Source organism: Streptomyces sp. NPDC012769, assembly GCF_042901205.1.
GTDB lineage: Bacteria > Actinomycetota > Actinomycetes > Streptomycetales > Streptomycetaceae > Streptomyces.
The window spans coordinates 1,423,237-1,448,027 of record NZ_JBIBCP010000001.1 but is presented as its reverse complement, the minus strand read 5'-3'; the positions used below and the strand labels follow the sequence as shown (position 1 = coordinate 1,448,027).

The 24,791-nt window shown below is 73.8% G+C and carries 25 protein-coding genes; 16 read left to right on the top strand and 9 right to left on the bottom strand.

Going from position 1 to position 24,791, the window contains the following annotated elements; translation table 11 throughout:
- Positions 1-181: 181 nt before the first annotated feature.
- On the top strand, positions 182-1,531 hold the full coding sequence (locus ACFY7C_RS06510) for a nucleobase:cation symporter-2 family protein (protein ID WP_389646009.1): 1,350 nt from the start codon (positions 182-184) through the stop codon (positions 1,529-1,531).
- A gap of 71 nt (positions 1,532-1,602) precedes the next feature.
- Positions 1,603-2,322 (top strand): aspartate/glutamate racemase family protein, encoded by a 720-nt coding sequence (locus tag ACFY7C_RS06505; protein ID WP_389644640.1) that lies wholly within the window; start codon positions 1,603-1,605, stop codon positions 2,320-2,322.
- 88 nt (positions 2,323-2,410) lie between these two features.
- On the opposite strand, the gene ACFY7C_RS06500 is transcribed toward ACFY7C_RS06505, so the two are convergent.
- Positions 2,411-2,974, bottom strand: coding sequence for a hypothetical protein (locus tag ACFY7C_RS06500; protein WP_389644637.1), 564 nt, complete (start codon positions 2,972-2,974; stop codon positions 2,411-2,413).
- A 165-nt stretch (positions 2,975-3,139) separates the two neighbouring features.
- Here ACFY7C_RS06500 and ACFY7C_RS06495 point away from each other — a divergent pair, with 165 nt between their 5' ends.
- Together ACFY7C_RS06495 and ACFY7C_RS06490 are read left to right on the top strand one after the other, a co-directional pair.
- On the top strand, positions 3,140-4,108 hold the full coding sequence (locus tag ACFY7C_RS06495) for a fibronectin type III domain-containing protein (RefSeq protein ID WP_389644634.1): 969 nt from the start codon (positions 3,140-3,142) through the stop codon (positions 4,106-4,108).
- Between the two features lie 34 nt (positions 4,109-4,142).
- Positions 4,143-5,972 carry a hypothetical protein gene (locus ACFY7C_RS06490; protein ID WP_389644631.1) on the top strand — a complete coding sequence of 610 codons (1,830 nt, stop codon included), beginning with the start codon at positions 4,143-4,145 and terminating at the stop codon, positions 5,970-5,972.
- Here ACFY7C_RS06490 and ACFY7C_RS06485 read toward each other — a convergent pair.
- From ACFY7C_RS06485 to ACFY7C_RS06475, 3 genes are all read right to left on the bottom strand, one after another.
- Positions 5,959-7,107, bottom strand: coding sequence for a GDSL-type esterase/lipase family protein (locus tag ACFY7C_RS06485; RefSeq protein WP_389644628.1), 1,149 nt, complete (start codon positions 7,105-7,107; stop codon positions 5,959-5,961). The genes ACFY7C_RS06490 and ACFY7C_RS06485 overlap by 14 nt on opposite strands.
- 259 nt (positions 7,108-7,366) lie before the next feature.
- The gene (aceB, locus tag ACFY7C_RS06480) at positions 7,367-8,989 is read right to left on the bottom strand and encodes a malate synthase A (protein ID WP_389644625.1); all 1,623 of its coding nucleotides are present in this window, start codon (positions 8,987-8,989) and stop codon (positions 7,367-7,369) included.
- Positions 8,990-9,216: 227 nt separating this feature from the next.
- Positions 9,217-9,906 (bottom strand): NTP transferase domain-containing protein, encoded by a 690-nt coding sequence (locus ACFY7C_RS06475; RefSeq protein ID WP_389644622.1) that lies wholly within the window; start codon positions 9,904-9,906, stop codon positions 9,217-9,219.
- Positions 9,907-10,064: 158 nt separating this feature from the next.
- Between ACFY7C_RS06475 and ACFY7C_RS06470 the strand changes: the two genes are divergently transcribed.
- Together ACFY7C_RS06470 and ACFY7C_RS06465 are read left to right on the top strand one after the other, a co-directional pair.
- Positions 10,065-10,424 (top strand): DUF5955 family protein, encoded by a 360-nt coding sequence (locus ACFY7C_RS06470; RefSeq protein WP_389644619.1) that lies wholly within the window; start codon positions 10,065-10,067, stop codon positions 10,422-10,424.
- A gap of 296 nt (positions 10,425-10,720) precedes the next feature.
- Positions 10,721-11,059, top strand: a complete 339-nt coding sequence (locus ACFY7C_RS06465) for an alpha-amylase (RefSeq protein WP_389644616.1) — start codon at positions 10,721-10,723, stop codon at positions 11,057-11,059.
- Between the two features lie 38 nt (positions 11,060-11,097).
- On the opposite strand, the gene ACFY7C_RS06460 is transcribed toward ACFY7C_RS06465, so the two are convergent.
- The gene (locus ACFY7C_RS06460) at positions 11,098-11,724 is read right to left on the bottom strand and encodes a response regulator (RefSeq protein ID WP_389644613.1); all 627 of its coding nucleotides are present in this window, start codon (positions 11,722-11,724) and stop codon (positions 11,098-11,100) included.
- On the bottom strand, positions 11,721-12,926 hold the full coding sequence (locus ACFY7C_RS06455; protein ID WP_389644610.1) for a sensor histidine kinase: 1,206 nt from the start codon (positions 12,924-12,926) through the stop codon (positions 11,721-11,723). The genes ACFY7C_RS06460 and ACFY7C_RS06455 overlap by 4 nt, the downstream gene beginning before the upstream one ends.
- Positions 12,927-13,038: 112 nt before the next feature.
- Here ACFY7C_RS06455 and ACFY7C_RS06450 point away from each other — a divergent pair, with 112 nt between their 5' ends.
- Both ACFY7C_RS06450 and ACFY7C_RS06445 read left to right on the top strand, forming a co-directional pair.
- Complete coding sequence (locus ACFY7C_RS06450; RefSeq protein ID WP_389644607.1) at positions 13,039-14,121, top strand: ABC transporter permease; 1,083 nt, start codon at positions 13,039-13,041, stop codon at positions 14,119-14,121.
- Positions 14,118-14,798 carry an ABC transporter ATP-binding protein gene (locus ACFY7C_RS06445; protein WP_389644604.1) on the top strand — a complete coding sequence of 227 codons (681 nt, stop codon included), beginning with the start codon at positions 14,118-14,120 and terminating at the stop codon, positions 14,796-14,798. Before ACFY7C_RS06450 ends, ACFY7C_RS06445 begins: the two co-directional genes overlap by 4 nt.
- Positions 14,799-14,873: 75 nt before the next feature.
- Here ACFY7C_RS06445 and ACFY7C_RS06440 read toward each other — a convergent pair whose 3' ends face one another.
- On the bottom strand, positions 14,874-15,683 hold the full coding sequence (locus ACFY7C_RS06440) for an IclR family transcriptional regulator (RefSeq protein WP_389644601.1): 810 nt from the start codon (positions 15,681-15,683) through the stop codon (positions 14,874-14,876).
- 336 nt (positions 15,684-16,019) lie between these two features.
- Here ACFY7C_RS06440 and allB point away from each other — a divergent pair, with 336 nt between their 5' ends.
- Together allB and alc are read left to right on the top strand one after the other, a co-directional pair.
- Complete coding sequence (gene allB / locus ACFY7C_RS06435) at positions 16,020-17,354, top strand: allantoinase AllB (protein WP_389644598.1); 1,335 nt, start codon at positions 16,020-16,022, stop codon at positions 17,352-17,354.
- 1 nt (position 17,355) lies between these two features.
- A complete protein-coding gene (alc, locus tag ACFY7C_RS06430; protein ID WP_389644595.1) occupies positions 17,356-18,471 on the top strand; it encodes an allantoicase in 1,116 nt (371 codons plus the stop codon).
- Between the two features lie 332 nt (positions 18,472-18,803).
- Here the strand turns inward: alc and ACFY7C_RS06425 are convergent, their stop codons facing one another.
- The gene (locus ACFY7C_RS06425; protein WP_389644592.1) at positions 18,804-19,553 is read right to left on the bottom strand and encodes an SDR family NAD(P)-dependent oxidoreductase; all 750 of its coding nucleotides are present in this window, start codon (positions 19,551-19,553) and stop codon (positions 18,804-18,806) included.
- Between the two features lie 183 nt (positions 19,554-19,736).
- On the opposite strand from ACFY7C_RS06425, the gene ACFY7C_RS06420 reads away from it, so the two are divergent.
- The 4 genes from ACFY7C_RS06420 (at position 19,737) to ACFY7C_RS06405 (ending at position 22,436) form a co-directional block, all read left to right on the top strand.
- Positions 19,737-20,351 (top strand): dihydrofolate reductase family protein, encoded by a 615-nt coding sequence (locus tag ACFY7C_RS06420; protein ID WP_389644589.1) that lies wholly within the window; start codon positions 19,737-19,739, stop codon positions 20,349-20,351.
- A 97-nt stretch (positions 20,352-20,448) separates the two neighbouring features.
- On the top strand, positions 20,449-21,384 hold the full coding sequence (locus ACFY7C_RS06415; protein WP_389644586.1) for a DMT family transporter: 936 nt from the start codon (positions 20,449-20,451) through the stop codon (positions 21,382-21,384).
- Positions 21,385-21,395: 11 nt separating this feature from the next.
- A complete protein-coding gene (locus tag ACFY7C_RS06410; protein ID WP_389644583.1) occupies positions 21,396-21,764 on the top strand; it encodes a hypothetical protein in 369 nt (122 codons plus the stop codon).
- An 87-nt stretch (positions 21,765-21,851) separates the two neighbouring features.
- Entirely contained in the window at positions 21,852-22,436 is a 585-nt protein-coding gene (locus ACFY7C_RS06405; protein WP_389644580.1) for a hypothetical protein, read from the top strand.
- On the opposite strand, the gene ACFY7C_RS06400 is transcribed toward ACFY7C_RS06405, so the two are convergent.
- Entirely contained in the window at positions 22,433-22,666 is a 234-nt protein-coding gene (locus ACFY7C_RS06400; protein WP_389644577.1) for a hypothetical protein, read from the bottom strand. The two genes, ACFY7C_RS06405 and ACFY7C_RS06400, sit on opposite strands and share 4 nt — an antisense overlap.
- A 167-nt stretch (positions 22,667-22,833) precedes the next feature.
- Here ACFY7C_RS06400 and ACFY7C_RS06395 point away from each other — a divergent pair, with 167 nt between their 5' ends.
- The gene (locus ACFY7C_RS06395; RefSeq protein ID WP_389644574.1) at positions 22,834-24,066 is read left to right on the top strand and encodes a sensor histidine kinase; all 1,233 of its coding nucleotides are present in this window, start codon (positions 22,834-22,836) and stop codon (positions 24,064-24,066) included.
- Positions 24,063-24,791, top strand: coding sequence for a response regulator (locus tag ACFY7C_RS06390; RefSeq protein WP_389644571.1), 729 nt, complete (start codon positions 24,063-24,065; stop codon positions 24,789-24,791). Before ACFY7C_RS06395 ends, ACFY7C_RS06390 begins: the two co-directional genes overlap by 4 nt.

Sequence of the window (24,791 nt, the reverse complement as noted above, 5' to 3'; positions counted from 1 at the left end):
GCACCCTCGCACCCGCACCGCATCGCACCACCTCCCTGACATCCTCGTCGCCGCCGACGTGTAACCGACCGGAGGAACCGCCGTGGCCGCCAAGCCCCAGGTTCGCAATGCACCAGACGAAGGCTCCGCTCCCGAAGACCGCGAGAAGCATCCGGTCGACGAGACGCTGCCGCCCATCAAGATGCTCACCAGCGGTCTGCAGCACGTGGCCGCCATGTACGCGGGAGTCGTGGCCCCGCCCCTGATCGTCGGAGCGGCCGTGGGCCTCTCCGGAACCGAACTGACGTTCCTCACCGGAGCGAGTCTCTTCACCGCGGGACTCGCCACCTTCCTCCAGACCCTCGGCGTCTGGAAGATCGGCGCCCGCCTGCCGTTCGTCAACGGCGTCACCTTCGCCGGCGTCGCCCCGATGCTCGCCATCATCGACACGACGAAGGACAAGGCCGACGCCCTCCCCGTCATCTTCGGCGCGATCATCGTCGCCGGACTCCTCGGCTTCATAGCCGCCCCCTGGTTCTCCCGCCTCGTGCGGTTCTTCCCGCCGGTCGTCACCGGCTCCGTGATCACGCTCATCGGCGTGTCGCTGCTGCCGGTCGCCTTCGGCTGGGCCCAAGGACCCAACCCGCAGGCCGACGACTACGGTTCGACCACCTATCTCTCGCTCGCCGGCATCACCCTCGTGGTGGTCCTGCTGCTGCGCCGCTTCACCCGCGGCTTCCTCAAGCAGGTCGCCGTCCTGGTCGGACTCGTCATCGGCACCGTCATCGCCATCCCGTTCGGCGCCACCGACTTCAGCCCGGTGACGGAGGCCGACATCGTCGGCTTCCCGACCCCCTTCCACTTCGGCGCCCCGCAGTTCGCCCTGGCCGCGATCATCTCCATGTGCGTGGTCATGCTGGTCTCCATGACCGAGTCGACCGCCGACATGCTGGCGCTCGGCGAGATCGTCGACCGGCCCGCCGACGAGAAGACCATCGCGGCCGGTCTGCGCGCCGACACCCTCGGCTCGGCCCTCAGCCCGCTCTTCAACGGCTTCATGTGCAGCGCCTTCGCGCAGAACATCGGCCTCGTCGCCATGACCCGGATCCGCAGCCGCTTCGTGGTCGCGGCCGGTGGTGGCTTCCTGGTCCTGATGGGCCTCTCCCCGGTGGCCGCCTCGCTGATCTCGGTCGTGCCCCGGCCGGTGCTCGGCGGCGCGGGCGTCGTCCTCTTCGGCTCGGTCGCCGCCAGCGGCATCCAGACCCTGGTCAAGGCCGGCCTGGAGAAGGACAACAACGTGCTGATCGTGGCCGTCTCGCTGGCGGTCGGCATCATCCCGATCACCAAGCCGGAGTTCTACCACGCCTTCCCCGAGACGGCGAAGATCATCCTGGACTCCGGCATCTCCACCGGCTGCGTCGCCGCCGTGCTGCTGAACATCGTCTTCAACCACCTCGGCCGGCGCCGGGACGACGACGAGGTGACCGCTCCGATGGAGCCGGGCGAGGAGATCTCCGAGACCCGTACGGCGAAGGCGGCGCACGTCCACTGAGCCACCGCCGCCCGCCGCTCCGCCCCGCCGCCCCGGCCCCCGCGCACCTCGCGGGGCCCGGGGCCGCGGTCGTGGTGCTGATCAACCCCAACACCTCCACGGCGACGACCCGCCTGATGACGGCGATCGCCCGCCGCTCCCTGTCCGACGCGGGGCTCCCCGTCCGGGGCGTCACGGCCCCGCACGGCCCACCGATGCTGACCACCCCCTCCGCCCTCCACGCCGCCGTCCCCCATGTCCTGGCCGCCGCCCACGAGGCCCTGGCCCCGGGCGACTGCGCGGCCCTGATCGTGGGAGCCTTCGGCGACCCGGGCGTGGCGGAACTGCGGGCCCGGTCGCCGCGGGGAGCGGAAGCCGGCGCGTCCGATCCGGTGGGGGGCCACGGGCGGGCGGGCGTGCCCGTGGTGGGGATCGGCGAGGCGGCCCTCGCCGAGGCCGCGGCCGGTGGCCGGCGCTTCGGCATCGCCACGACCACCCCGCGGCTGGCCGGCTCGATCGCCGCCCAGGTCGCACGGCTCGGCCTCGCCGACCGGTTCACGGGCACGCGCTTCACGCCCGGCTCGCCCGAACACCTCGCCTCCCGCCCCGATTCGCTGCTCACCGCCCTGGAAGCGGCCGTCCGCGCCTGCGCCGTACGGGACGGGGCCGAGGCCGTCGTCATCGGTGGCGGCCCGCTCGGCGACGCCGCCACCGCCCTCCAGGCCCGCCTCGCCCTCCCGGTCATCGCCCCCGTCCCGGCCGCCTGCCGCCGGGTGCTGCGGCTGCTGGCAGAGCCGGGCGCACCGGGCTGACCCCCGCGAGGGCGCCGCCCGGCCGCGAAAGGCCCGCAGGCCGGCGGCACCGCTCGCTCCCAGAGGGCCCGCATCCACCGCCACCCGCTCACCGCTCCACCTCCATCCGGCGCCGGCACTCCTGGGCCAGCGCCGGATAGGCGGCCGCGATCGCCTCGTACAGCCGGCGGCGGAGGAGCCGTTCGGCCTCGGCGCGGCCGGTGTCGCCGTACAGGTCGTCGAGGAGGGACTCGTAGCGCGAGAGGGCGTGGCGGAGGTAGCCGACCTGCCAGCGGACCATCGCGCCCGCCGTGATGCCGCCGGGCCCTCGCGCCCCGAGCAGATGGCGGTGGCGGACCGCACGGCGCTCCAGTTCCGGTGCCGGCAGGCGCGGGACCTCGATCGGCTCCGCCCGGATCGCCGCCAGGACGGCACGGCGGCGGCCCTCCGCGGCCACACCCGTCCCGGCGGAGGTCCGGCCCGCCGTGAACTCCGGGGTGCGCTCCACGGCCTCGACGCGCGCGAGGAGATAGAGCCGCACCGGGGCGGGCGACCAGCGTCGCGGGTCGCGGCCCTGGACGTCGGCCTGGCCCAGCAGCTCGCTGACCATGGCGTCGCTCCAGCCGCGCCCGCGCAGCCCGGCCAGGGACACATATGTCGTACGGTCCGTCACGATTCCCCCAGATTCGACTACGGAGAGTGATGAATCCAGTGAAGCGCACCCCACTGACAACGCCCTCTCCCCGTCCCCTCCCGCCGCCCTCTTGCCCCGCCGCCGATCCCTGTGTCATACAGGTCCAGACCTTTCGCGGACCACCCGGCCGGACGGAGGCAACCCGTGCAACGCCCGCGCGCCGCAAGCCTGCTGACCCTCACCGCACCGGTCCTTCTCGCCGCCGTCACCGCCTGCTCCGGCGCCGCCGAAGCCGCCAAGGACACCCACGCCCCCTCCGTCCCCACGGCCGTCACCGCCACCGCCGGCAGCGCGAGCACCGTCCACGTCATGTGGAGCGCCGCCACCGACGACCGGGCCGTCACCGGCTACGCCGTCCACCTCCAGGGCCGCAAGGTGAAGGACCTCCCCGCCGGCACCCTCATGACCGACATCACCGGTCTCGCCCCCGCCACCCCCCACACCTTCACCGTCCGCGCCCGCGACGCCGCCGGCAACACCTCCCCGGACAGCGCGGCCGTCACCGCCACCACCCTCGCCGCCACCGCCGAGGACCGCACACCCCCCACCCGCCCCACCGCCCTGCGCGTCGCCCCGGCCGGCCGCGACGGCGCCACCCTCACCTGGCGCCCCGCCCGCGACGACACCCGGGTGACCGCCTACGACGTCTACCAGGCCGACGCCCGCGTCCACACCGTTCCCGGCACCGCCACCACCGCCCGCCTGACCGGCCTGCGCCCCGGCACCGCCTACTCCTTCACCGTCCGCGCCCGCGACGCCGCCGAGAACTCCTCCCCGGACAGCGACCCCGCCGACCTCACCACCACCCCCGCCCCCGGCGCCCGGCCGAACACCGCCCCCACCGACGTCACCGCCCGCGCCACCAAGGGCGCGATCACCCTCACCTGGACCCCGCCCATCACCGGCGCCCCCGTCAAGGAGTACGAACTCCACCTGAACGGCCGCTTCGCCACCACCATCGTCTGGGGCGCCCAGCCCCCGCCCGGCGCCGTCAGCTACACCCTGACCGTCCCCGCCACCCCCGGCGTCCGCCACTCCCTCACCCTCCGCGCCCGACTCCCCGACGGAACCTGGGGCGACTTCTCCGCCCCGCGCACCGCCGTCACGGTCTGAGCGTCCCGCCCCGCCCGGAACTACGCTGGGAAGCGTGGCCGAGATCGTTCTCACCAACACCGGACTCGACGCCTTCCTGGAGGCGAACCCCGAGTTCCGGGGCCCCGGAGCGGCCCGAGCCGTGGACGCCGTCCTCGGTCTGCTCGCCCTGCGCGGCGCGGACCGCGCCGCCGGGGTGCCGGAGCCGACGCCCGAGCTGACGAAGCGGCTGCTCCTGGAGGACCTGCCCGCCTTCGTCTGCGCGGCGCCCGAGGAGCTGGCCCTGTACCCGGCGGTGCTGAGGGCGCTCGCCGGGCGGTTCGACGGAGAACGGCGGACGCGCGTCGAAGGGGTGATCGGCGAGGCCGCGGGCGACTTCGAGCGGGCCATGCGCGACCCCGGGAACCTCACCTGGCCCCGCTGGTACGCCCAGCTCCTGCGCGCCGACGGCACCGACCCCGAGGACGCCGAGGCCGTGAGGACCTGGCTGGGCGGGCTGGAGGCACCGCCCCTGCCCGACGGGGTGCGCGGTGCCGATCTGATGGGGCGCACCGCCCTCGCCGACGTGCTCCTGGCCGAGGTCCTGACCCGGGCGTACGTACGGGACGCCGAGCGGCCGCCGGCCGCCGGGCCGGTCCTGAGCGACCACGACGTGGCCCAGGGCATCGGCGCCGTCGCCGCCGCGCTGCTCGACCGGTGGACGGCGGCCGGGCTCGTCGAGGGGCTGGCCGGCGACTACGCGCACCTCGCGCCCGGGCCGGACGACTTCCCCCACCTCGCCCTCGCCGACGCCCTGCTCGACGAGCACCTCGACTACTACGGGGAGCCGTCCGTCCCGCTGCCGCCACCACAGCCCGAGGCCGCGCAGGACCACGACCCCCCGCAGCCCCGGCAACAGGAACGGGAACAGGACCTGGAGCGCGAAGCCGATCTGCTCGCCGCCGCCGTCGACGCCCTCGCCGAGGCCGACCCCGACACCGGGGCGTACGGCGGCGAGGCCGCGCACCTCCTCTACACCCTCTACCAGCGCGGCTGCTCCGCCGAGTCCGTCGCCCGCAGGGCCGCCGAGTTCGAGGACTGGACGGTGGACCCGGCCCTGGAGGACGCCCCCGTCCGCGTACCACCGCCGGCCTCCCCGGCGTACACCACTCCGACCGCCGGTGAACTCGCCCGGCTGCTCGGCGCGCCCGGCACCAACGACACCGACCGGGCCCGGATCGACCGGCCCGCGCACGCGCTCGCCGCCGTCGTCGACCGGCTGGCCGCGACCGGACTCGTCTTCCGCAGCGGCGACGCCTTCGGTCTGACCCCGCACGGTGCCGCCGTCGTCCGCTACCTCCTCGCGGTACGCGGGGTCGCCGTGCCCGACGGCGCCGAGACGCGCGCCTGGGACGCGCCCACCCTCGTGGCCGCCGCCCAGGGCTGGCCCCCGGCCGTCGCGGCCCGGGTCCTCGCCGACTGGCTGCGTGGCCACGGCGACGCCGCCTGGACCGCGCTGCTCGGCGCGGTGGGAAGCGTCCACGCGGGTACGGCCGACGCCGCCGCCACCCGTGCGCTGCTCGGCGTCCTCGACTGGTCCGGCGCCCCGGTCGCGGCGCTGCGCGAGGCCCTCACCGACCCGGTGACCGGCGCGCGGGCGGCCGAGGAGCTGCGGGCCCGCGGGGAGACGGTCGACCCGGAGGCGGTGCCCCGGGCCGCCCGGGCCCTCCACGTCCTCGACCAGCTGCCCGGCAAGCGGGGCCCGCTGGAGTCCCGGCGGGCCGCCTTCGACGCGGCCGCGGCGGCCTGGCCGGGCGGCTCGGCGGCCCTGGTCCGCGCGATGACGGACGCCGACCCGCACGAGACCGCCAGGGTCCTGGGTCCCCTCGGCATCAGCCTGCCGTGAGGTACATCCCCGACGCGCCCGTGCCCGCGGTGTTGCGGCAGCTGACGTTGCCGCCGGTGCGCTGGTGGACCAGCGCGAGGCAGCGGCCGAGCGCCGCCTGCCCGTAGGCGTTGGGGTGCATGTTCTCCTGGAGCGGGCCCTGGGTCTGGTTCTGGTCGATCCAGCGGGCCCATTCGCTCGTCGCCGCCGACGCGGGCACGGTCGCGCTCACCTGCTTGCTGGCCTTGGCGCACACCTCACGCCCCTGCAGCATGTCGCGCAGATCCATGAACTGCGCCCCCTTGGCCGCCGCGACGCCCTTCAGGCGGTTCGCGATCTGCGGCACGAGCGAGTCGCGCGCCCAGTCGGAGTCCTTGTCCCAGAACGGGCAGCCGCCGGTGTTGGTCCGGCTCCAGCCGCTCTCGGAGTAGCGGTTCTCGGTGGCCCGGGGGATGGGGGAGGGGTACGACTGGAGCACGATCCGGTAGTCGCCGGAGGCGTAGCCCGCACCGGTCATCACGGCCCGGATCTCGTCTATCGCCTTGCCGACGTCGGCCATCACGCCGTCGATCTTCGCGTCGACCTCGGCCTGCTGGTCGTCGTGGCAGTAGGAGTACCAGACGATGTAGTCGGTGGCGCAGGTGGTGATGATGTCGGCGAAGCCGAGGTCGTTGCCGCCGATGGACAGCGCGATCAGCTTCACGTCGTGCGTGGCGGCGACGGACGCGAGCTGGTCGGCCTGCGGGGCCTCGCCCTTGTAGGCCACACCGCCGTGGGTGGAGCGGAAGACGTTGTCGGTGGTCGCTCCGGAGCAGGCCAGGTTGACCAGGGCGGAGGCGATCGGTCCGGCGCTCTTGACCTCGGCGGTGTCCGAGCGGTGACAGCCGTTGGCCGCCGTGCTGCCGTAGACGCGCGAGGGGTCGTAGGCGCTGCCGGTCCAGGCGCGGTCGGTGCCGTTGCGGCTGCCGCTGGTGGTGAGGCTGTTGCCCTGCCAGCGGCCCGCCTCGCCGGAGATGTAGCTGTCGCCCATGGCGACGACGGCGGTCGGGCCGGAGCCGGGCGAGGCGGCGGCGGGGGAGGGGGCCAGCGCGGAGAGCGCGGCGGCGAGGCACAGCACGAGCGACCCGCGCAGCGCACGGTGAGGGGACGAAGGCATGGCTGTACTCCTGCGGTGTGCGTACGGCGATGTACGCGGAGCGGTGGGGGACAGCCGCCGGCCGGTGGCATGGCGGAATTTCGCATGCCGTGGCTTGTTACCGCTAGGTAGCTGCGCGTCTCGGTTGCGTTACGTGACTTGTGAAACACCATGGATCGAAAAGCGTGCAAAGGGTGAAAGGCCCCGCCCCCGGTGCTGTGCGAACACCGGGGGCGGGGCCTTTCGTGGCCTCGTGAGGGGCCGGGCGGCTGCTGTGCGGTCAGCCGACCAGCCGGTCGTACGCGGGGAGGGTCAGGAAGTCGGCGTAGTCGGCGTCGAGGGAGACGTGCAGCAGGAGGTCATGGGCCTGCTGCCACTTTCCGGCCGCGAAGGCCTCCTCGCCGATCTCCTCGCGGATCGCGGCCAGCTCCTCGGCGGCGACCTCGCGGGCGAGTTCGGGGGTGGCCTTGCGGCCGTTCTCGAACACGACCTCCGCGTTGATCCACTGCCAGATCTGCGAGCGCGAGATCTCGGCGGTGGCCGCGTCCTCCATCAGGTTGAAGATGGCGACGGCGCCCAGGCCGCGCAGCCAGGCCTCGATGTAACGGATGCCGACCTGGACCGCGTTGCGCAGACCCTCGTACGTCGGCCTCGCGTCCAGCGAGTCGATGGCGATGAGGTCGCCGGGGGCCACCGCGACGTCCTCGCGAAGCCGGTCCTTCTGGTGGGGCTTCTCGCCGAGGACCGCGTCGAAGGAGGCCATGGCGATCGGGACGAGGTCGGGGTGGGCGACCCAGGAGCCGTCGAAGCCGTCGCCGGCCTCGCGGTCCTTGTCGGCCTTGACCTTCTCGAAGGCGACCTTGTTGACCTCGGGGTCCTTGCGGGACGGGATGAAGGCCGCCATGCCGCCGATCGCGTGCGCGCCGCGCTTGTGGCAGGTGCGGACGAGGAGTTCGGTGTAGGCGCGCATGAACGGGGCCGTCATCGTGACCGCGTTGCGGTCCGGCAGGACGAACTTCTGCCCGCCGTCACGGAAGTTCTTGACGATGGAGAACAGGTAGTCCCAGCGGCCCGCGTTCAGTCCGGCGGCGTGGTCGCGGAGTTCGTAGAGGATCTCCTCCATCTCGTACGCGGCCGTGATGGTCTCGATGAGGACGGTGGCGCGGACGGTGCCCTGCGGGATGCCGACGTAGTCCTGGGCGAAGACGAAGATGTCGTTCCAGAGGCGGGCCTCCAGGTGCGACTCGGTCTTCGGCAGGTAGAAGTACGGCCCCTTGCCGAGGTCGATCAGGCGCTGGGCGTTGTGGAAGAAGTAGAGGCCGAAGTCGACCAGGGCGCCGGGCACCGGGCGGCCGTCGACGGTGAGGTGGCGCTCCTCCAGGTGCCAGCCGCGCGGGCGCATGACGACCGTGGCGAGCTCCTCGGCCGGCTTCAGCGCGTAGGACTTGCCCGACCGCGGGTCGGTGAAGTCGATGTTCCGGGTGTAGGCGTCGATCAGGTTGACCTGGCCCAGGACCACGTTCTCCCAGGTGGGCGCGGAGGCGTCCTCGAAGTCCGCGAGCCAGACCTTCGCGCCCGAGTTCAGCGCGTTGATCGTCATCTTGCGGTCGGTCGGTCCGGTGATCTCCACGCGCCGGTCGTTGAGGGCCGCCGGGGCGGGAGCGACCTTCCACGAGTCGTCGGCGCGGATCGCCGCGGTCTCGGGCAGGAAGTCCAGGGTGGACGTACGGGCGATCTCGGCGCGGCGCTCGGCCCGGCGAGCGAGCAGCTCGTCCCGTCGAGGGGTGAACCGCCGGTGCAGTTCGGCCACGAAGGCGAGGGCCGCGTCGGTGAGCACCTCCTCCTGGCGCGGCAGGGGCTCGGCTTCGACGACGACCAGGGAGGACGGCGCTGGTGCGGACATGAACTGTCACTTCCTTCAGCGGACTTCACGGGCGGTGCCATCCGGCCGCCGGGCGTCGTCGTGTGGCACGCAGTGCCACAGGCGCCGGGATACGACCGGGAGCGCCGTCACGGAGGATCAGGCGCTTCTGAACAGTGGATACTAGTTTCCTCATGGTGGAAGTTCAATGGTTTGTTGATGTCGAGATTCTTTGGGTCGACACAAGATGGCGCTCGGTGCCACCCCCCTCACTCCAGGTGCACCAGGTCCGCCTCCGTGTCGATGTCGTACGGCTCGGCCACATCCGAACAGTCCACGAGCGTGATCGCATCCCGGTGCTCCCTCAGATAGTCCCGTGCCCCCTGGTCCCCGAGCGCGCCCGCCGCGATCCCCGCCCAGCGGCCCGCGCCGAACAGCACCGGATGGCCGCGCCGCCCCTCGTACGAGGCGGCCGCCAGCGTGTCCGGCCCCCCGTACGCCGCCCGGACCCGGGCCACCGCCGCCGCACCGATCCCGGGCTGGTCCACCAGCGACACCAGGGCCGCCCGAACCGGCAGCACCTCCGCCTCCAGCGACGCCAGCCCGGCCCGCAGCGAGGAGCCCATGCCCTGCGCCCACTCCGGGTTGTCCACCAGGACGCACCCCGGCAGCCGCGCCTCCGCCCGTACCCGCTCGGCCGCGGCCCCGAGCACCACGTGCACCACCTCGCAGCCGCCCTCCCGCAACACCCGCACCGCGTGCTCGACCAACGGCCGGCCGCGATGGGTCAGCAGGGCCTTGGGCCGCCCGCCGAGCCGCCGCCCGCCCCCCGCGGCCAGCAGCAGCCCGGCGACGAGCGGCTCGGCGGGCGCGGGGCGGGTGGGCGCGGGCGCGGGATGCGCGGCTGCGGGACGGGCGGCGACGGCTTCGTCCGTCTCACGGTTCGTCTCACGATTCATGGGGACTGCATACCTCATCCGGCCCGCACCACTCGGATGCCTGAAACTGTGTCCGCCCGCTGGCGCGCCGGGCGCACGAAGGAGTTAACTGGCCCGCGACCCCGGGCGCCTGACCACCGCTCGACGGTCGGCACACAGTCGTGCGTGGGGGGAGAACCATGTTGCGAGACGTGGGGCAGAGGCGAGTGACCGCTGACGGCGTGGACCCGAGAGTGGCCGAACTGCGCACCGCCGTGGCCCGGCTCCGGCGGGAGCTGGCCGGTCACCGGCGCGAGTTCGCCGATCGGGGGATCGCCGAGGACGAGCTCGCCGCGCTGGACGCGATGGCGATGAGCGGCGCCCCCGAGGTGTGGCGGCTGCGCCGCTCGCTCCTGCTGATCGCGGGCGCCGTCGGCTCCGTCAGCGCCCTCGCCGAAGGCCTCGCGGCCGTCCGCGGCGCCGTCGAGCTGTTCGGCCCGCCCCCCACCGGTGGCCAGACGCCCGACCCGCCGGTCCCGGGACCGCGGGCCGGGGCCTGAGCGCGGTCAGGAGCTGCGCAAGACGGCTCGGACCGTCACCCCTCGTGTCCGGAGTCGCATCTCGGACACGGTGAGCGCGGTGTTCTCCGGTCGGCCCGGCCCGGAGCCGGCCTCGTGTGAGCGGTGGCGTGCGCCGGAGCGAAACCTTCCGCCCGCTGGAGCGAGTGCGGCGGTGGAATTTCTTTCAAGCGCCTGAAGCGGCGATTACCAGCGGGTTAAGGAGCCCGTCCGAAGCCGTGGCTGAACATCCTTGCGGGAATTTGCGCAAGCGCGGTGGGTGTCTCGAATATGCGGGCATGACACACCTTCTCCAGCACGTCACGCGATCGGCCGCCCTCGCCGTGGCGACCGGAACCGGTCTCCTGGCGGCCCTGACCGCCGGCCCCGCCGCCGCGGCGGCCACCGACACCGCGGCTCCGGAGTGCGTGCGGTACTACCAGAGCTGGCGATACACCGACGTCCACAACGGCTGTGGCGACACGGTCGCCGTCACGGTCGTCTACACCAACGGCCAGTCGGCGCCCTGCCGTGTGATCCCGCCCGGCGGATGGGCGACCTTCGCCGGATACGGCACGGACGGCAACTACGCGACCGGCCTGCGGACCTGCGACCCGGTCACGTCGAGCGACGCCTGATCCCCCGGCGCCGCCCCACCCCGGGGCGCAGGCGCGGCCTAGCGTCTGATCAGCCGGCGGGCCGTCGCGGCCGCCACCGCCGCCGTGCGGGAGTCGACGCCCAGTTTGGCGAAGACGTGCACCAGATGGGACTTCACCGTCGCCTGGCTGAGGAACAGCGCCTTGCTGATCTGCTGGTTCGACAGGCCCTCGCCCACCAGCTGGAGCACCTCCAGCTCCCGCTTGGTCAGCGCCTCCGCCGGCGTCCGCATCCGGTCCATCAACCGGTGCGCCACCGCCGGGGCGAGCGCCGACTGACCGGCCGCCGCCGTCCGTACCGCCGCCGCCAGCTCCTCCGGCGGGGCGTCCTTCAGCAGATAGCCCGAGGCCCCGGCCTCCACGGCCGCCAGGATGTCCGCGTCCGAGTCGTACGTCGTCAGGACGAGCACCCGCGGCCCGCCCCGTACGGCGGTGATCGCGGCCGTCGCCTCCGAGCCGTGCATCCCGGCGCCGAACTGCAGGTCCATCAGCACCACGTCCACCCCTCCGGCCGCGGCCAGCTCCACCGCCCGCTCGGCCGTCGCCGCCTCCCCGACCACGGTGAAGCCGGGCTCCGTGTCGAGGACGGCCCGCAGCCCGGCCCGTACCACCGGATGGTCGTCGGCGAGCAGCAGTCGGATCGTCATGCGTCGGCTCCGGTCGGCGAAGGAGGCGGGTGCGGAAGGGGAAGCGGGTGCGGAAGGGGGAGAGGGAGGGAGACGGCCACGGCGGTGCCCTGGCCCGGCGCGGACTCGACCGTGAAGGAGCCGCCCAGCGACTCGGCCCGCGACCGCATCGCCGGCAGCCCGAAACCGCCGTCCGACGAGGGCCGTACGGAGCCGGGGTCGAAGCCCTCGCCGTCGTCCACCACGTCCAGCGTCACCGACCCGCCCATGAACGACAGGGTGATCTCGGCCCGCGAGGCCGAGGCGTGCCGGACCGTGTTCGCGAGCGCCGACTGCGCGATCCGCAGCAGCGCCACCTCGTACGGGGTGGGCAGCGCGACCGGCGTCCCGCTCACCGAGCACCGCACCCGGGGGCCGTCCGGACCCGTCGTCCCGCACAGCCGCTCCAGGGCCCCGGCGAGCGAACCGTGCTCCAGGTCCGGCGGGGTGAGCGCCCGGACGAAGCGCCGTGCCTCCGCCAGGTTGTCCTGCGCGGCCCGCCGGGCCTCGTCGATGTGCCCGGCGGCCGGCGAACCCTCCGGCAGCACCCGCTCGGCGGCCCGCAGCAGCAGCTGGATCGAGGAGAGCCCCTGGGCCAGGGTGTCGTGGATCTCCCGGGCGAGCCGCTCGCGCTCGGCGAGCGTCCCCGCGTGCCGCTCGGCCGCCGCGAGCTCGGCCCGGGTGGCGATCAGCTCCTCGACCATCCTGCGCCGCCGCTCGCTCTCCCGGTACAGCGCCTGGTAGCCGAGCACGGTCGCGATCGCGACCGCCGCGCCGAGCAGCGGCCCGATGAACACGCCCGGATTCAGCGCGGCGCCGTGCCCCACGTACGACAGGATCGCCCCGCAGGCCGTGAGCCCCACCGCGGGCAGCGACCAGCGCACCGGCAGCAGATGCAGCTGGAGGAAGTACAGCGGGAAGGCGATCCACAGCGCCTCCGGGGTGGCCCACAGCAGCCCGTACCAGGCGAGCGCCAGCACCCCCAGCCACCCGGTGGCGGCCCGCTGCGAGCGCCGCACCCGCGGCAGCAGCGACCCCGCGGCGTACACCGCCCCCGTGACCGCGGCGAGGACCGTCCCGACCGCCGTGTGGGCGCGCACCGCCGCGAGGACAAGCAGCCCCGCCATCAGCAGGTGCAGACACAGGCGCAGCGCGCGCAGGACGGGAGTGAGGGGACGATCCATGACCCCACCAGCGTAGGCGGGGGGCCGCCGTCCGGGCTCAACCGAAAGTTTGATTGCGGAGCCATCCGTGGCGCGATGCCCCGGGCGGCCGGTGAGCAGCACGCTTGACCGCATGTTCGTGGCATGGAGAGACCTGAGATTCGCCAAGGGGCGATTCGCCTTGATGGGCACGGTGATCGTGCTGATCACACTGCTCGTCGGCCTCCTTTCGGGGCTGACCGCCGGGCTCGCGCGAGAGAACGTCTCGGCGATCACCGGACTGCCCGCCGACCGGCTGGCCTTCGCCGCCCCGCCCGCCGGGCAGTCGGTCTCCTTCACCCGGTCGACGGTGACGGAGGACCAGTGGCGGCGGTGGGCCGAGCGGCCCGGCGTGACGGACGCCGAACCCCTCGGCATCCGCACCCTCAACGGCACGGCCGGCGAGCGCACGGCCGCACTCTCCGCCTTCGGTACGGAGCCGGGCACGGGCCTGGCGCCCGAGAGCGGGCGGCTCGGCCCCGGGCGCGCGGTCCTGTCCGAGTCCGCGGCGAAGGAGCTGGACGTCACGGCCGGGGACGCGGTGCGCCTCGGCCCCCTGGAGGCCACCGTCGTCGCGGTCGCCGGGGACGCCTCGTACAGCCACACGCCCGTCGTCTGGATCTCCCTCGACGACTGGCAGGAGCTCGGGCTGGGCGGCACCACCCCCGAGGAGCAGGCCACCGTCATCGTGCTCCGCGGCTCCGGCGCGGACTGGGCGGCCGGCGACGAGGCCCTCGGCACGCGGGCGCGGACCCTCGACGACGCGCTCACCGCCATAGGGTCCTACCAGGCGGAGAACGGCTCGCTGCAGATGATGCGGGGCTTCCTCTTCGTCATCTCCGCGCTGGTCGTCGGAGCCTTCTTCACCGTCTGGACCATCCAGCGCGGCGCCGACGTGGCCGTCCTGAAGGCGCTGGGCGCCTCGACCCCGTACCTGCTGAAGGACGCCCTCGGCCAGGCGGTGGTGATGCTCGGCGCGGGCACGCTGCTCGGCACCGGCCTCGCGGTCGCCATCGGCGCGCTGATCAGCGGCGGCGACGTGCCCTTCGTGCTCCAGCCGCTGACCGTGCTCGGTCCGGCCGCCGTGATGATCGTGCTCGGTGCGCTCGGCGCGGCCCTGTCCATCCGGCGGATCACCGCCGTCGACCCCCTGACCGCCCTCGGGAGTGCCCGGTGAGCCTGCGACTCGACGACGTGACCCTGACCTATCCGGACGGCGACGGCCGGCTCACCGCCCTCGACGCCGTCTCCCTGGAGGTCCCCGCGGGCGGTCTGACCGCGGTCGTCGGCCCCTCCGGCTCGGGCAAGTCCAGCCTCCTCGCGGTCGCCGCGACCCTGGTGACCCCCGACCACGGCCGGGTCGTCGTGGCCGGCACGGACACCGCGCCCCTCGGGCAGGCCGAGAAGGCCGCGCTGCGGCGCGAGAAGATCGGCATCGTCTTCCAGCAGCCCAACCTGCTGCCCTCGCTCACCGCGCTCGAACAGCTCCAGGTCATGGCGCACCTCTCCGGCCGGAGCCCGCGCGCGCTGCGGGGCCGGGCGCGGGACCTGCTCGACGCGGTCGGCCTCACCGCGCAGGCCCACCGCCGCCCGCACCAGCTCTCCGGCGGCCAGCGGCAGCGCGTCAACATCGCCAGGGCCCTGATGAACGAGCCCTCGGTGCTCCTGGTGGACGAGCCGACCAGCGCCCTGGACCACGAGCGGGGCGCGGCGGTCATGGACCTGCTCGCCACGCTGACGGCGGAGCGGGGGACGGCGACGGTCCTGGTGACGCACGACCGCACGCATGTCGGGCGGGCGGGTCGGGTGGTGACGGTGCGGGACGGGCGGCTGACGGAGGCGGCGACGGTCTGACGTACGGCGAAGGGCGCCCGGAACCTGGTGGGTCCGGGCGCCCTTCGCGCGTACGGGGGAGGGGCCGCGGAGGGCTCAGCCCTGGCCGTTGCCCGCCGTGTTCGCGAGCGCCGTCGAGAGCTCCTCGGCGACCTGGTGGAGGATCGGGACGATCTTCTCGGTGGCGGCCTCCGTCACGCGTCCGGCCGGCCCCGAGATCGAGATCGCCGCGGCGGTGGGGGAGTTGGGGACGGGGACCGCGAGGCAGCGGACCCCTATCTCCTGCTCGTTGTCGTCGACCGCGTAGCCCGTCTCGCGCACCACGGCGAGGGCGTCCAGGAAGCCGTCGGGCGTGGTGATGGTCTTCTCGGTCGCGGCCGGCATGCCGGTACGGGCGAGGAGCGCGCGCACCTCGTCGGCCGGGGTGTGCGCGAGCAGCGCCTTGCCGACGCCCGTGGAGTGCGGCAGCACCCGTCGGCCGACCTCGGTGAACATGCGCATGGAGTGCTTGGACGGCACCTGGGCGACGTACACGATCTCGTCCCCGTCGAGCAGCGCCATGTTCGCCGTCTCGCCGGTCTCCTCGACGAGCCGGGCCAGATACGGGCGGGCCCAGGTGCCGAGCAGCCGGGAGGCGGACTCGCCGAGGCGGATCAGGCGGGGGCCGAGGGCGTAGCGGCGGTTGGGCTGCTGGCGGACGTAGCCGCAGGCCACCAGCGTGCGCATGAGGCGGTGGATGGTGGGCAGCGGCAGTCCGCTGCTGGCGGAGAGCTCGCTCAGCCCGACCTCGCCGCCTGCGTCGGCCATCCGCTCCAGGAGGTCGAAGGCACGCTCGAGGGACTGGACGCCTCCGCTCGCGGCGGCGGGCTTGGCGGCGTCGGTGGTGCTGGCGCTGGACGTCGGCACGTCAACGGTCCTTTCGGGGCAGGCGGGCAAGTCAGCAGCCTACCGGGCCGTCGGGCCGGACACACGGCCCAGGTACCGGCGTCCGGGCCGGTCAGGGGGGTGTTTGTCCGTTGTCGGCGGCTGCCCGGAGGGGTCCTGCTCCACCCCGCATGTGCGGAGCTACGTTCTACTGTACGAAATTTCCATTCCACTTCATGGAAACGTCCAAGCGGGCTTCATTCGCGGGCCATGCTGGAAAGTGTGCCCTTGACGACATGTCGTCTCGCGCGCAGACTCCTTCAACAGTTCGTTGAAATTCTGCTTCGCGGAAGAAGCATCGAGGAAGAAGGGGTACGGGTGGACGTCAACCTGGTCCTGCGCTCGACGCGCGTCATCACCCCCGAGGGGACCCGCGCGGCGTCGATCGCCGTCTCCGGCGGGAAGATCGCGGCCGTACTGCCGTACGACGCCGAGGTACCCGCCGGCGCCCGGCTGGAGGACGTCGGCGACGACGTCGTCCTGCCCGGACTCGTCGACACCCACGTCCATGTGAACGACCCCGGCCGCACCGAGTGGGAGGGCTTCTGGACCGCCACCCGCGCCGCGGCCGCCGGCGGCATCACCACCCTGCTCGACATGCCGCTCAACTCGCTGCCGCCCACCACCACCGTCGAGAACCTGCGGATCAAGCAGGACGTCGCCCGCCCCAAGGCGCACATCGACACCGGCTTCTGGGGCGGCGCGCTCCCCGACAACGTCAAGGACCTCCTGCCGCTCCACGACGCCGGCGTCTTCGGCTTCAAGTGCTTCCTGAGCCCCTCCGGCGTCGACGAGTTCCCGCAGCTCGACCAGGACCAGCTCGCCGCCTCGCTCGCCGAGATCGCCGGCTTCGACGGCCTGATGATCGTGCACGCCGAGGACCCCCACGAGCTCGACGCGGCCCCCCAGAAGGCCGGTGAGAAGTACACCGACTTCCTCGCCTCCCGCCCCCGGGTCGCCGAGAACACCGCCATCGAGAACCTGATCAACCAGGCCCGCCGGCTCAGCGCCCGCGTCCACGTCCTGCACCTCTCCTCCTCCGACGCGCTGCCGCTGATCGCCGCCGCCAAGGCCGAGGGCGTGAAGATCACCGTCGAGTCCTGCCCCCACTTCCTCACCCTCACGGCCGAGGAGGTCCCGGACGGCGCCACCGAGTTCAAGTGCTGCCCGCCCATCCGCGAGGCCGCCAACCAGGACCTGCTCTGGCAGGGCCTCGCCGACGGCACCATCGACTGCATCGTCTCCGACCACTCGCCGTCCACCGCCGACCTCAAGACGCCGGACTTCGCCTCCGCCTGGGGCGGCATCTCCTCCCTCCAGCTCGGCCTGCCCGCCATCTGGACCGAGGCGCGCCGCCGCGGCCACGACCTGACCGACGTCGCCCGCTGGATGTCCACCGCCCCCGCCCGGCTCGCGGGCCTTGACCGCAAGGGCGCCATCGAGGCCGGCCGCGACGCCGACTTCGCCGTGGTCGACCCCGACGCCACCTTCACCGTCGACCCGAACGAGCTCGAGCACCGCAACCGGATCACCGCCTACGCCGGCAGGACCCTGTACGGCGTCGTCACCTCCACCTGGCTGCGCGGAGAGCGGATCGCCGACCACGGCACCCTCGCCGAGCCCACCGGCCGCCTCCTCGAAAGGAACAACTGACGTGTCCGCCATACCTGGTTTCACCGGTGACGCCAGCCCCTACGGCGGCGGTGACCCGTACGCCGACTACCGCACCGCCGACTTCCCCTTCACCCAGTACGCGGACCTCGCCGACCGCCGCCTGGGCGCGGGCGTCATCGCCGCCAACGACGAGTTCTTCGCCGAGCGCGAGAACATGCTGAAGCCCGAGGCCGCCGAGTTCGACCCCGAGCACTTCGGCCACAAGGGCAAGATCATGGACGGCTGGGAGACCCGCCGCCGCCGCGGCGTCTCCGCCGACCGGCCCCACCCCACCGAGGACGACCACGACTGGGCGCTCGTACGCCTCGGCGCCCCCGGCGTCATCCGCGGCATCGTCGTCGACACCGCCCACTTCCGCGGCAACTACCCGCAGGCCGTCTCCATCGAGGCCACCTCCGTCGCCGGCTCGCCCTCGCCCGAGGACCTGCTCGCCGACGACGTCAAGTGGACCACCCTCGTCCCGCGCACCGCCATCGGCGGCCACGCCGCCAACGGCTTCGCCGTCGACGTCGAACAGCGCTTCACCCACCTCCGGGTCAACCAGCACCCCGACGGCGGCATCGCCCGCCTCCGTGTGTACGGCGAAGTCGCCCCCGACCCGCAGTGGCTGGCCGTGCTCGGCACCTTCGACCTCGCGGCCCTGGAGAACGGCGGCCAGGTCGAGGACGCCTCCGACCGCTTCTACTCCCCGGCCACCAACACCATCCAGCCCGGCCGCTCCCGCAAGATGGACGACGGCTGGGAGACCCGCCGCCGCCGCGACAAGGGCAACGACTGGATCCGCTACAGCCTCGCCGCCGAGTCCGAGATCCGCGCCGTCGAGATCGACACCGCGTACCTCAAGGGCAACAGCGCCGGCTGGGCCGCCCTCTCCGTCGCCGCCGAAGGCTCCGAGGACTGGACCGAGATCCTGCCCCGCACCCGCCTCCAGCCCGACACCAACCACCGCTTCGTGCTCGACACCCCGGCCGTCGGCTCCCGCGTCCGGATCGACATCTACCCCGACGGCGGCATCTCCCGCCTCCGTCTCTTCGGCTCCCTCACCGAAGCGGGCGCGGCCCGGCTGACCGCCCGCCACCAGGAGCTGGGCGGCTGACGCCACCCCACCCCAGGACTGGGCGGGCACGACACCCCGCCCGGCACGCGAGGGCGCACCGGCCCGACAGCACCGGTGCGCCCCGCTTATTTTTGTGGCTCGGTTCACCTCCGGGGTGCTTGCGCCGGGCTCACAGCGCCGTACGTGCTCGCCTCCCTCGTTCCTCGGGAGACTGCGCGCGCTCGTCACTGTTCCCCCGGCGCACCCCTTCGGCTCACTCGCCTTGAGGTCCTCGTGGGCACCGCGGGGTGGTCGGGGTCGTCGTTACGGGTGGGGCCGCACGGCTCGGGTTGCCGGTGGGGCCGGTCGCGCGGTGGGACGCCCTGGCGGGATCAGGCCGCGTGGCCGCCGTCCACGGAGAACTCGGCGCCCGTCACGTACACCGCGTCCGGGCCCGCGAGGAACGCGATCGTCGCGGCGACCTCGTCGGCGGTGCCGAAACGGCCCAGGGCCGTCATGGCCGCCTGGCCCTGCGCGTACGGGCCGTCCGCCGGGTTCATGTCGGTGTCCGTCGGGCCCGGGTGGACGATGTTCGCGGTGATGCCGCGGTCGCCCAGCTCCCGGGCGAGCGCCTTCGTCAGGCCGACGAGGGCCGCCTTGCTCATCGCGTACAGCGTGCCGCCGGGGCCCGGGACCCGCTGGGTCATGCAGGTGCCGACGGTGATGATCCGGCTGCCGGAGTCCATGCGCGACGCGGCCGCCTGCGCGGCCAGGAAGGCCGAGCGGACGTTCACGGCGAGCACCCGGTCCACATCGGCCAGGCTCAGCTGCCCCAGCGGCCCGAGCACGCCCACGCCGACGTTGTTCACCAGCACGTCGAGCCGGCCGAGCGCGTCCGCCGCCCACTCCACGGCGCCGGCCGCGTCGCCCGCCTCACCGGCGTCGGCGCGCAGCGGCAGCGCCGTGCGGCCGAGCGCCTCGATCCGGGCGGCGACCTCCTTGGCCCGGACCTCGTCCCGGACGTAGGTGAAGGCCACGTCCGCGCCCTCCCGGGCCAGCCGGACGGCCGTCGCGGCGCCCACGCCCCTGCTGCCGCCGGTGACCAGGACAGCCTTGCCGCTCATACCGTTCCTCGTGGACATCTCTCGCACTCCTCGTGACGCCGTTGGTCGTTGCGAGTTAAATCAAAGGCGGTCGGCGGCCCGGAGACCGGCGGGAAACGGACGCCGAGGTGAGCACGGGCCGGGCCACCGATGAGTTCCGCCGAGCGGCGGGGTCGGTACGGGTGGGACACGATGGTCCGGAAAGAGAGAAAGGCACCCGTCATGGCCACCCTCAGCCTCACCCAGTTCCTCACCCTCGACGGCGTCTACCAGGCCCCCGGCGGCCCGGAGGAGGACCCCAGCGGCGGTTTCGACCGGGGCGGCTGGGTCGCCCCGTACGTCGACGAGGACTTCGGCGGTTTCATCGACGAGGTCTTCGCCCGGCCCGCCGCCTTCCTCCTCGGCCGCCGCACCTACGACATCTTCGCGAGCTACTGGCCGCGGCAGACCGACCCCGGAGACCCGGTCGCGAGCAAGCTCAACGCGCTGCCCAAGTACGTCGTCTCGACCACCCTCGCCTCCGCCGACTGGCCCACCACCACGGTGCTGCGGGGCGACGCGGCCGACGCGGTCGCCGCCCTCAAGGAGCGGGTCGACGGGGAGATCCAGATGCACGGCAGCGGCGGCCTCGCGCAGACCCTGCTGGCCCATGACCTCATCGACCGGCTCCACCTGCTGGTCTTCCCCGTCGTCCTCGGCGCCGGCCGGCGTCTTTTCCGCGAGGGCGCCACGCCGAGCGCCTTCCGGCTCACCGACGCCCGCAGCACCTCCGTGGGCGTCGCCATCCACACGTACGAGCGCGCCGGACGCCCGGAGTTCGGCACCATCGGCGAATGATGTAGCCACCACGGTTGTCCGCCGGATACGGTGATCACGCCCGAGTGAGAGCCGCCGAAGTCTCCACCCCCACCGAAGAGTCGGAGACCTCGCCCTCATGACAGCTCCCTCGGCGCTCGCCGCACCCCTGCCCCTCGGCGCCCCGCGCCGGGCCTGGCTCACCGACCTGCCCGTCCTCCTCGTCGCGGCGGTCTGGGGCGCCAGCTACCTCGCCGCCAAGGGCATCACCACCACCCACACCGTGGTCGCCGTCCTCGTCCTGCGGTTCGCCGTGGTGCTGCCGGTGCTCGTCGTCGCCGGCAGGCGACGGCTGCGGGCGCTGAACGCCGCCCAGTGGCGCGGAGCGGGTGTGCTCGGGCTGATCCTCGCCGGGATCTTCCTCCTGGAGACCTACGGAGTCGTCCACACCTCCGCCACCAACGCGGGCCTGATCATCAGCCTCACCATGATCTTCACCCCGCTCGCCGAGGCCGCCGTGACCGGTGTCCGGCCGCCCCGCGCCTTCCTCGCCGCCGCGGCGCTCTCCGTGGCGGGCGTGATCCTGCTGACCCAGGGCGGCGGCTTCACCGCGCCCTCGCTCGGCGACCTGCTGATGCTGCTGGCCGCGCTCGCCCGGACCGTGCACGTCCTCGCGATGTCCCGGATCAAGGCCGTACGGAGCGCCGACTCGCTCTCCCTGACCACCGTCCAACTCGGCTCCGCCGTCGTCGTCTTCGCCCTCCTCGCCGCCGTGCCCGGCACCGGCGCCTCGCCCTGGGCGGTCGCGCTCGACTTCGGACCGCGCGAGTGGGCCGGACTCGTCTTCCTCTCCGTCTTCTGCACCCTCTTCGCCTTCTTCGTGCAGATGTGGGCGGTACGCCGCAGCTCCCCGTCCCGCGTCAGCCTCCTGCTCGGCACCGAGCCCCTGTGGGCCGCCGCCGCGGGCATCGCCCTCGCCGGCGACCGCCCCGGCACCCTCGGCCTCGCCGGCGCGATCCTGGTCCTCGCGGGCACCGCCTGGGGCCGCCGGTCCGCCGACCGCGACGCCGGATAGGTTCACCTGTCATGCCCCCTCCCCGCCCGCGCCCCCGCCCCGCGCCGTCGCCCGTCGAGAAGATCCGCGCCCGAGCCCTCCGCTCCCAGGGATGGGGCATCGGCCTGCTGACCGTCGCCGCCCTGCTGTGGGTGTGGTCCGCGGTACTGCTCCTCACCCCGTACGAGACGGACGCGGGCAACGGCTGCGGCACGCTGCTCACCGACGAGTACCACCACGACGAGGCCTGCTACGAGTCCCGCGACTGGCCCGAGATCCTCGGCCTCCTCGCGGCCTCCCTCCCCTTCGCCGTCGCCGGCTCGATCACCTACACCCGCGGCACCCTCACCCACCGCCTGGCGCCGCTCCTCGTCGACCTCGACGAGGGCTCCGAAGAATAGGGCGCCGAGGGCGCCGGATGCGGGCGGGGGCGCGGCCCTGTCAGTGGTGGTCCCTAAGGTTCGCCGGGACAACAGGAGGGGATTTCCATGGGGTTCTCGGGACACGTGGTGTTCGGTCGTGCTGCGGGGCCGCTCATCGACGCGCCGGTGTTCGCCGCGCTGGACGACAAGGCGAAGAGCAGGGTCGACGTTTGGTGGCCCAGGCCCGGCGGATGGCAGACCCTCGCCCTGCCCCACGGCGAATGGCCCGACGAGCACCTGTCGGCCCTGGTCACGTGGACCGGGGCGCCGGTGTGCGTGGCCGACGTGTACGACAGCGACATGGCCGAGGTGACCGGGCTCGCGCCCGGTGGAGGCGAGTGGAGCGCCGTCCTCAACCTCGACATCGCCGCCGCACTGTGGGCCGAGCACGGCGGGGACGTGGAGGACACCGCGCTGTGGGTCGGCACACCGGCCTTCGACGAGGCCGTACGGCTCGCGCGCGTGGAGCTGGACGGCGCCGTGCCCGGGTCCGCCGAAGGAGCCCTCGCCTGGGCGGCCGCGGCCGGTTTCCCGGCCGCGGCGACACAGCGGGAGGTGGAGGAACTGCTGCGCTCCCGCGAGGTCTTCGTCGAGGACCTCTTCGCCGGCCTGCTCGACCGGCTGGGCATTCCCCCGCCCGCCGCTCCCTAGGAGCGTCCCGCTCGGCGCGGCACCCGGTCCGACACCACCAGGATCGCCACGCCGAGGGCCGCTATCACGATGTTCGCGAACACCTCGTGGCCCTGGAGGAAGCCGACGTTCTCCGTCAGGAAGCGGGTCATGCCCAGCAGCCTGAACCAGCCGTCGGTGAGTTCGCGGACCACTCCGGCCAAGCCGAAGATCATCAGCAGGAAGCCCGTCACTTCGAGAAACCTCTTCATGCCCCGATCCTGATCCACCGGCGGCCCGGCCCGCGTCGGCCGTCGGTATCCGTTCCGGGGCGCCCGCGTGCGACGTTCGTACGACGGAAGTCGCCGAGGCCGCGACTTTGGTATCGACCGCTCGCTCCGCCCCCGCGTCACGGCCCCCACCTGCGTACATTGCCGATATGACACGCACCTGGCTGCTCCCCTCCCACCTGGTCGAGGCCGCCCGCGCCGGCGGAACCGGCGGGACCGGTGAGGCCGAGGGGCGGCGGCCGCGGCGCACGGTGCGGGACTGGGTCGTGGACACCACGCTGTTCCTGCTCGCCGCGTTCATCGGGCTGCTCGCCGCCGAGGCCAGCGCCGAACACAGCAGCGAGATCGTCGCCCTCACCGACCAGATCGTCGGCGGCCTCGCCTGCTGCGCGCTCTGGCTGCGCCGCCGCTGGCCGGTGGGACTCGCCCTCGCCCTGTCCGCCGTCGGCGTCATCGCCCCGACCGCCGGCGGCGCCTTCCTCGCGAGCCTGTTCAGCGTCGCCGTCCGCCGGCCCTTCCGCGAGGTCGCCTGGATCGGCGCCTTCGCCATGGCCGCCTCCACCGTTCAGGTCTTCGTCCGCCCCGACCCCGACATCAACGTCGCCCTCAACGCCGTCCTCGGCATCGTCCTCATCCTCCTCGTCACCGCCTGGGGCATGCTCGTCCGCTCCCGCCGCCGCCTCGTCGAGGCGCTGCGCGACCGGGCCGTGCGCGCCGAGGCCGAGGCGGAGCTGCGCGCCGAGCAGGCCCAGCGGCTGGCCCGCGAGGCCATCGCCCGCGAGATGCACGACGTCCTCGCCCACCGGCTCACCCTGCTCAGCGTGCACGCGGGCGCCCTGGAGTTCCGGCCCGACGCCCCGCCCGAGCAGATCGCCCGTGCCGCCGGGGTGATCCGCGACAGCGCCCACGAGGCCCTCCAGGACCTGCGGGAGATCATCGGCGTGCTGCGCGCCCCCGACGACGAGAGAGGCGGCGCCGCCGTGCGGCCCCAGCCCACCCTCGCCGGCCTGGACGGCCTCGTCGCCGAGGTCCGCGAGGCCGGGATGAGGATCGTCCTGGACTCCGACCTCACCGACCCCGGCGCGGCCCCCGCCGCCACCGGCCGCACCGTCTACCGGATCGCCCAGGAAGCCCTGACCAACGCCCGCAAGCACGCCCCCGGCGCCGAGGTCACCGTCATCCTGCGCGGCCGTCCCGGCGAGGGCCTGACCGTCGACGTCCGCAACGCCGCCCCCGTCGGGCCCGTGCCGCCCGTGCCCGGCTCCGGCCAGGGCCTCATCGGACTCACCGAACGCGCCACCCTCGCCGGCGGCCGGCTGGAGCACGGCCCCACCCCCGACGGCGGCTTCGCCGTCCACGCCTGGCTACCGTGGCCCGCATGACCATCCGGCTGATCATCGTCGACGACGACCCCCTGGTCCGCGCGGGCCTCGCCCTGATGCTCGGCGGCGCCGAGGACATCGAGATCGTCGGCGAGGGTGCCGACGGCGCCGACGTCCCCGCGCTCGTCGAGCAGCACGCCCCCGACGTGGTCCTCATGGACATCCGCATGCCGCGCGTCGACGGCCTCACCGCCACCGAGGAACTGCGCTCCCGGCCCGGAGCCCCGGAGGTCGTCGTCCTCACCACCTTCCACGCCGACGAGCAGGTCCTGCGGGCCCTGCGCGCCGGAGCCGCCGGATTCGTCCTCAAGGACACCCCGCCCGCCGAGATCGTCGCCGCCGTGCGCCGGGTCGCCGCCGGCGACCCCGTGCTCTCGCCCGCCGTCACCCGCCAGCTCATGACCCATGTCGCAGGCCAGGCCGGAGCCGCCGGGCAGGCCGCGCCGGGCGGCCCCGTCCGGCCGCCGTACGAGCCGCCCCGCCGCGCCGCCGCCACCGCCCGCCTCGCCCTGCTCGCCGACCGCGAGCGCGAGGTCGCCCTCGCCGTCGGCCGGGGCAGCTCCAACGCCGAGATCGCCGCCAGGCTCTACATGAGCGTCCCGACCGTCAAGACCCATGTCTCGCGGATTCTGGCCAAACTCGACCTCAACAACCGTGTCCAGATCGCACTGCTCGTCCACGACGCCGGCCTCCTCGACCTCCCCGACCCGGACGGCGGCGCCTAG